The sequence below is a fragment of the Gemmatimonas sp. genome, from assembly GCF_044376735.1.
Lineage (GTDB): Bacteria > Gemmatimonadota > Gemmatimonadetes > Gemmatimonadales > Gemmatimonadaceae > Gemmatimonas.
Genome location: NZ_JBILKJ010000152.1, coordinates 1 through 6062, shown reverse-complemented (window position 1 = coordinate 6062; position 6062 = coordinate 1). Strand labels below are relative to the sequence as shown.

Here is a 6062-nt window from a genome sequence, read left to right as displayed (position 1 = left end):
ACCGCCGATGCCGTCGTTCATCGGTGCCACGAGTCCCATCATGGCGTTCATCGCGACGGCCGCGTCGATGGCGTTGCCGCCGCGCTCGAGAATTGACGCGCCCACCTGCGACGCGAGTACGCTTTCGCTGGCCACCACGCCCTGCTTCGACGACACCATGGAGCGCGACTGTGAGCGATCCTGAGCGCCAATGCTCTGCGGTGCGAACACCGGCGAGAGCACCATGACGAGAGCGGCGACACGGCATGTCGAACGAGCGATCATCCTGCAACTCCGGAACGGGAGGACGGGGGAGAACTGGAGGCGATCTGGAATATGCGACATCGGCGCCGCGCTGGATCCACCACGACCGCGCGGATTTGATGACACCGCCTTTACGAACGCTCGTACCCGGTTGACGCCGCAACCGCCGTGGCGGCTGGTTTCCTTCACCACCAAGCGCCTCCCCGTACGCAGCTCCCGCGACTAGCATTCACCGTATGAGGGTCAGCCGACACATCGCCGCCATCGCGCTCTTCGGCGTGCAGCTGCTGCAGGGAGTCCTCCCGGCGGCGGGTGCGTCGTGCGAACGCCCGATCACTCAAGCGGCGATGATCGTGGCCGGTACGGCGTACGGGCCGGCAGAGACCACCTCCGCCCCGGCGCATCACCACCACGCGGTGCCGGACGCCCCCGTGTCAGCGCCCGCGGAGCATCCGCATGCGCCGGCGGCCTGCCCGATGGCCATGGCGTGCACCGTGGTCGGGGTGCTCAGTTCGGCCGTCGTGGTCTCGACCGTGGACGTGGCCATCGACGTGCACCGGCCGGTCCACGCCGTCGACTGGCCCGTGTCGCTCGACATCGCTCCCGAGCCCCCGCCGCCGCGAGGCTGAGCCGTCGGCTCTCCGGTCTCTTCCGGATCGAGCCGCCCGTCGCTGCCGATGCCCACCCGCACGCGCTGTGCGGCACGAGGGCGTCTGCCTCACGTGTGCGGCGCCCTGAGGCGCCGCCCGGCTCCTGCCCTGCTCATGACTCCGTTTCCGACGCCCCCACGCCTGCGCGTGGCCGGGCGGCTCGTTGCCGTCGCCGTCCTCGCGGTCGCACTCGCGGCCCCCCTCGCGCCGCTCGCGGCCCAAACCGACTACTACAACACCGACGCGGGACGCCCCGTCCGCATCGAAGACGCCTATGCCATCGAGCGGCGCGCCGTCGAGTTGCAGATGGCGCCGTTCCGCGTGGAGCGAGCACGTGGCGGCGCCTATCGGTGGGGAATCGAGCCGGAACTCGCCGTGGGCTTGTTCCCGCGCACCCAAGTGGAGATCGGCTTTCCGCTGGCGCATCTCGAGGGCATCACGGGTCGGCGCCAAACCGCTCTGGCCGGTATCGACGCCTCGGTACTGTACAACCTGAACGCCGAAACTCGGCTTCCGGCCCTCGCGGTCGTGGCGGACGTGTTGCTCCCCGTGGGCGCGATGGCCCCCGACAAGGCGTATCCGTCGTTCAAGGCGATCGCGACGAAAACCTTTCCGTGGGCCCGCTTCCACGTAAACGGACAGGTCACCGTGGGTGAGGCGCCGGCGGCCCCCGGCATTCCCGCGAGCACCGGCCTGAGCGCGGCGTCCACCGAACTCTCGCGCTGGCTGGTTGGCGTAGCCGTCGATCGCACGCTCCCGCTCCGCTCGCTCCTCCTGACCGCCGAGCTGGTCACGTTGCAGCCGCTCGATGCGACCGAGCCGCGCGCGTGGGATGTGGCTGGTGGCGCCCGCTATCAACTGAGCCCGCGGCTCGCTGTCGATGGTGGTGGCGGCTACCGCTTGTCAGGCAGCGATGCCGGCTGGTTTCTCACGGCGGGTGCCGCCGTGTCGCTTGGACTCCCCTGGTCTCCCCGCCGCTAACCACGAGCCGATCCCATGATGTCTCTCCGATCTCTCGGCGCGCTGGCCCGCGGTCTCGCCACGGCTGCGTTCGCGCTCACCGCCGTCGCCACGCCGCGCCCCGCGCAGGCCCAGTGGACCACCACGTACGAACAGTTCTACCTGCAGGCCCCGCACAACTGGACCTTCCGCAACCAGTATGCGTCGGCCGACCGGCTGTTCAATGCGTTCGACTACGGCCATGCGATTCTGTACGAAACGCTGTGGACGAAACCCAACGCGTCCGCCTCGCGGCTCGAGGTGAAGGAATTTGACTTCCTCACCAGGACCGTGCTGGTGAAGCCGCCGCGTGTGCCGCTCGAGGAAGCGGCCATCGAGCCCAAGTACGCGCAGCTCGCGCCGGAAGCGAAGGTGATGTTCGACTGGGCGCATATTCTGCACCGGCAACTGTACGACGTGCTGGCCGACGAACGCCTGAGCGACGCGCAGCGCGACACCGAAGCGCAGCGGTTGCTCGCGTATTACCGGAGCCGCCCGGACATTGCTTTCAGTGCGAAACCGAGAACGATGGCGCTGATGCAGGAACAGTCGTTCTCGCTCGCCTTCCGCAAGAAGTATCCGAAGTTCAATGGTCTCATCTGGGGCTACCACTGGCTGCAGGTCGGCCTCTACGAACCGCTGCTGGTGGGCAAGACGGTGGCCGCGAAGCAGGCGGGCGTGCGAGCCACTGTTGCACGCTTTTGGCAGATGGTGGACGGCGCACCGACCTCGTTGCCCTACCAGATGCCGATGACGGCGGCCGTGGCACCGGCCTTCGCCGCGCGCTTCCCGGAAGCGGCCATCATCTTCGACAACTTGCACTCCATGCACGATGTCGTGTCCGACATCCTCACCAATGACGCCGTGCCGCGCGACCGGAAGCGCACCGAGATCCTGCGCGCGGCGCGGCTGTACCGCGACGACACCTCGTATGTGATGCCGGTGGCCGCGTGGCTCGCCATGTCGGGGCATATGGGTATCGAGAACATGGGCGGCCCCGCGGTGGGATTCCTGCCATCACTGCCGTTACCCACCGTGACCTCCGGCGCCGTGATGACGCACGACTGGGAGACCGGTGCGATGAAAGGCTTCACCTACGGCGCCGCGACCGGTGGCGCGCACGCGGAAGGCGCGCACGCGGAAAGCGCGCACGCCGGCCATGACATGGCGGCGATGGCAATGCCGGCAACGGTGACGGTATCCGCCGCGAACGACAGCGCCGAGGTGGCCGCCCTCGTGCGCCGCTTTCACACGGCGCTTGCCCAGGCGGACAGCCTGACGGTGATCGGCCTGCTCACCGACGACGCCGAGATTCTGGAAAGCGGCGCCGTGGAATCGGTGGCGGACTACCGGTCGCATCATCTGCCGGCCGACATCGCGCTCGCCACCGCGATCGCCAGTACCCGAACGCCGCTCCGCGTGGCCGTGCAAGGGGACCTCGCCACCAGCACGTCCACCTCGGTCACGAAGGGCACCTTCCGTGACCGCGCGGTCGACTCGACCGGCGCGGAGCTGATCGTGGCCCGACGCACGGCGCAGGGGTGGCGGATCTCGGCGATCCACTGGTCAGCGCGCCAGCGCAACTGACGCCGCGTCGGAACCGCCTTCGGCCGATTTCCCGGCAGGTCCCTCCTTCCCGCGTGGGGGATCGGTTAGCTTTCGACAGAAGCTTTTTTGACGCCCATCAGCGAAGGTTTTGCCCATGTCGGACGTACTGCAGGAATTTTCCTTCGTTGACCGAGGTCGGACGTTTCAGTGTCGTGTCGCCGCGTCGCGCGTCACGGGACCGGATCCGTGGTGGTGGTTCGAGGTGTCGACCGAACAGCATCAGCGTCACGCGCCGTTCCGCGCTGACCCCGAGGACACGCTCGAGGTCGTGCAGCAGCGCATGGTGGCGTACTACGACAACCTGCTCGAGCGTCGAGCCGCCCCGGTCGTCAAAAAATGGAGCCGTCCGGCACCGCAGGCCGCCGCCGCGGCATCCGGCGACGAAGGCTCAGACGTGATCGAGATGGACGCCGAGACGGAAGAAGTCGTGGCGGAGATCGAGGGGGAGATCGCGGACCTCCCGGGTGACGACGACGACGCTCCCGCGACCTGAGATTGGCTGAGTGCCGAGCCCCCTGCGTGCTCGGCTGCAGCAGCAGCTCCAGTGGACGTACGAGATAGAGCGCGAGCTCGGCGGTGGCGGGTCATCGCAGGTGTTTCTTGCCACCGACGTCGCCCTCCAGCGGTCGGTCGTGCTCAAGGTGCTGCCGCCCGAACTCAGCGCCGATGTCGATGCGGAGCGGTTCCGTCGTGAAATCCAGTTCGCCGCGCGCCTCCAGCACCCGCATCTGGTGCCGCTGCTGACCGCCTCGCCCGTGACCGCCGACGGAGACGGTAGCGAGCTGCGCTGGTACACGATGCCGTACATCGAGGGGCACACACTCCGGGAACTGCTCGTGCGCCGCGGCGTGCCGCCCTATGCGGAAGCCATCCGCCTGCTGCGTGAGATGGCGCTGGCACTGGCCTATGCGCACGGGCGCGGGGTGGTGCATCGGGACATCAAGCCGGAGAATGTGCTGCTCAACGACGGCATCGCGATGATCTCCGACTTCGGCGTGGCGAAGGCGCTCGACGACGCCAGTGACGCCGCGCTGCGCTCGGGGCGACGCGTGACCACCGTGAGCACCATGCTGGGCACGCCCCAGTACATGGCACCCGAGCAGATCAACGCCGCGCACGTCGTGGACCACCGCGCCGATCTCTACGCTTTCGGGTGCGTGGCCTACGAACTACTGACCGGCGCGCCGCCGTTTGCCCGCACGTCGCTCCGTGCCACGCTGGCCGCACACCTCGGCGACACGCCCGTGCCGATCCAGCAGCTTCGCCCCGACGTGCCGCCGGCCATCGCCGACGTGGTCATGCGGTGCCTGGCCAAGTCCCTCGTCGCGCGCCCGGCATCGGCCTCCTGGATCATCCGCGCCATCGACGGCGCGAACGGCCCGACACCGCCGGCAACCGCCGCGGTACCGGTGCGGACGGTCACCGTCGGGGTCATCGTCGTACTCGCCGCCGCGGCGGCGCTCTGGACGATCCTGCGGTAACCCCCCGCCGTCGATGGCGGGATCCAGGGGGTCGCCGCTCTGGACGCCCCGACCGCGCGGCACGAGATTGAAGGGTTGGATTGTCACCCGACAGTCCGCTCCCTGCCCCCGTCCCGCCTGGTCCTATGCCGATTACGCTCAAGGTCAACGGCACGCCGCGCACGCTCGACGTGCCAGCCGACATGCCCCTCTTGTGGGCGCTCCGTGACGAACTCGATCTCAAAGGCACCAAGTTCGGGTGCGGCATCGCGCGCTGCGGCGCCTGCACCGTCCATGTGAACGGCGTCGCCACGCGGTCGTGCAACACGCCGCTGTCGCGTGTCGCCAACGCCGACGTCACGACCATCGAAGGACTCTCTCCGGACGGCCTGCACGCGGTGCAGCAGGCGTGGGAAGAACTCGACGTGCCGCAGTGCGGGTATTGCCAAGCCGGCCAGATGATGGGCGCCGCCTCGCTGCTGGCGAAGACGCCGAAGCCCACCGACGCCGAGATCGACACGGCGCTGAACACGAATCTCTGCCGCTGCGCCACGTACATCCGCATTCGCAAGGCGGTACACCGCGCCGCCGAGATCAAGTCGGGCGCGTCGCCGGCCGTGGGTGGATCGACGCCGTCGAAGAACGGCTCCCCTGACAACCGCTGAGGCCACGACGATGACGACCCAATCCGAGAAGCCTGGCGTGAACCGTCGCGACTTTCTGCGCGTGACCGCGCTCGCGGGTGGCGGCATTCTGTTGGCCAGCTACGCCGAACCGCTCGAGGCCATCGAACGGCTCGGTGTGAGCGGCGCGCTCCCGCCCGTCGCCGATCCGATGCTCAGTGCGTTCGTGCGCATCACGCCTGACGGCATCGTGACCATCACCGCGAAGAATCCTGAAATCGGCCAGGGCATCAAGACGATGCTCCCCATGCTGATCGCCGAGGAGCTCGACGTGGACTGGGCCAACGTGCGTGTGGAGCAGGCCGACTTCGACCCCACCAAGTATCAGGCACAGACGGCTGGTGGCAGCACCGCCACGCCCACCAACTGGTTGCCGCAGCGCCGCGTCGGTGCGGCCGCGCGTGCCATGTTGGTGTCGG

8 protein-coding genes are annotated in these 6062 nt (G+C 68.5%); 7 read left to right on the top strand and 1 reads right to left on the bottom strand.

The genetic code is table 11. The features are described from left to right. Positions 1–264, bottom strand: a 264-nt coding sequence (locus ACIRA7_RS14135) for a gamma-glutamyltransferase (RefSeq protein WP_396221492.1), incomplete at its 3' end; no start/stop codon positions are given. A 215-nt stretch (positions 265–479) separates the two neighbouring features. On the opposite strand from ACIRA7_RS14135, the gene ACIRA7_RS14130 reads away from it, so the two are divergent. From ACIRA7_RS14130 to ACIRA7_RS14100, 7 genes are all read left to right on the top strand, one after another. Then, the gene (locus ACIRA7_RS14130) at positions 480–872 is read left to right on the top strand and encodes a hypothetical protein (RefSeq protein WP_396221491.1); all 393 of its coding nucleotides are present in this window, start codon (positions 480–482) and stop codon (positions 870–872) included. Positions 873–1007: 135 nt separating this feature from the next. Further along, on the top strand, positions 1008–1874 hold the full coding sequence (locus tag ACIRA7_RS14125; RefSeq protein WP_396221490.1) for a hypothetical protein: 867 nt from the start codon (positions 1008–1010) through the stop codon (positions 1872–1874). 15 nt (positions 1875–1889) lie between these two features. Then, on the top strand, positions 1890–3479 hold the full coding sequence (locus tag ACIRA7_RS14120) for a YybH family protein (protein WP_396221489.1): 1590 nt from the start codon (positions 1890–1892) through the stop codon (positions 3477–3479). 115 nt (positions 3480–3594) lie between these two features. After that, positions 3595–3993, top strand: coding sequence for a hypothetical protein (locus ACIRA7_RS14115; protein ID WP_396221488.1), 399 nt, complete (start codon positions 3595–3597; stop codon positions 3991–3993). Between the two features lie 10 nt (positions 3994–4003). Next, positions 4004–4981, top strand: a complete 978-nt coding sequence (locus ACIRA7_RS14110) for a serine/threonine-protein kinase (RefSeq protein WP_396221487.1) — start codon at positions 4004–4006, stop codon at positions 4979–4981. 125 nt (positions 4982–5106) lie between these two features. Then, on the top strand, positions 5107–5625 hold the full coding sequence (locus tag ACIRA7_RS14105; RefSeq protein ID WP_396221486.1) for a (2Fe-2S)-binding protein: 519 nt from the start codon (positions 5107–5109) through the stop codon (positions 5623–5625). A gap of 10 nt (positions 5626–5635) precedes the next feature. After that, positions 5636–6062: molybdopterin cofactor-binding domain-containing protein (locus ACIRA7_RS14100; protein ID WP_396221485.1), on the top strand; the 427-nt coding region annotated here is incomplete at its 3' end.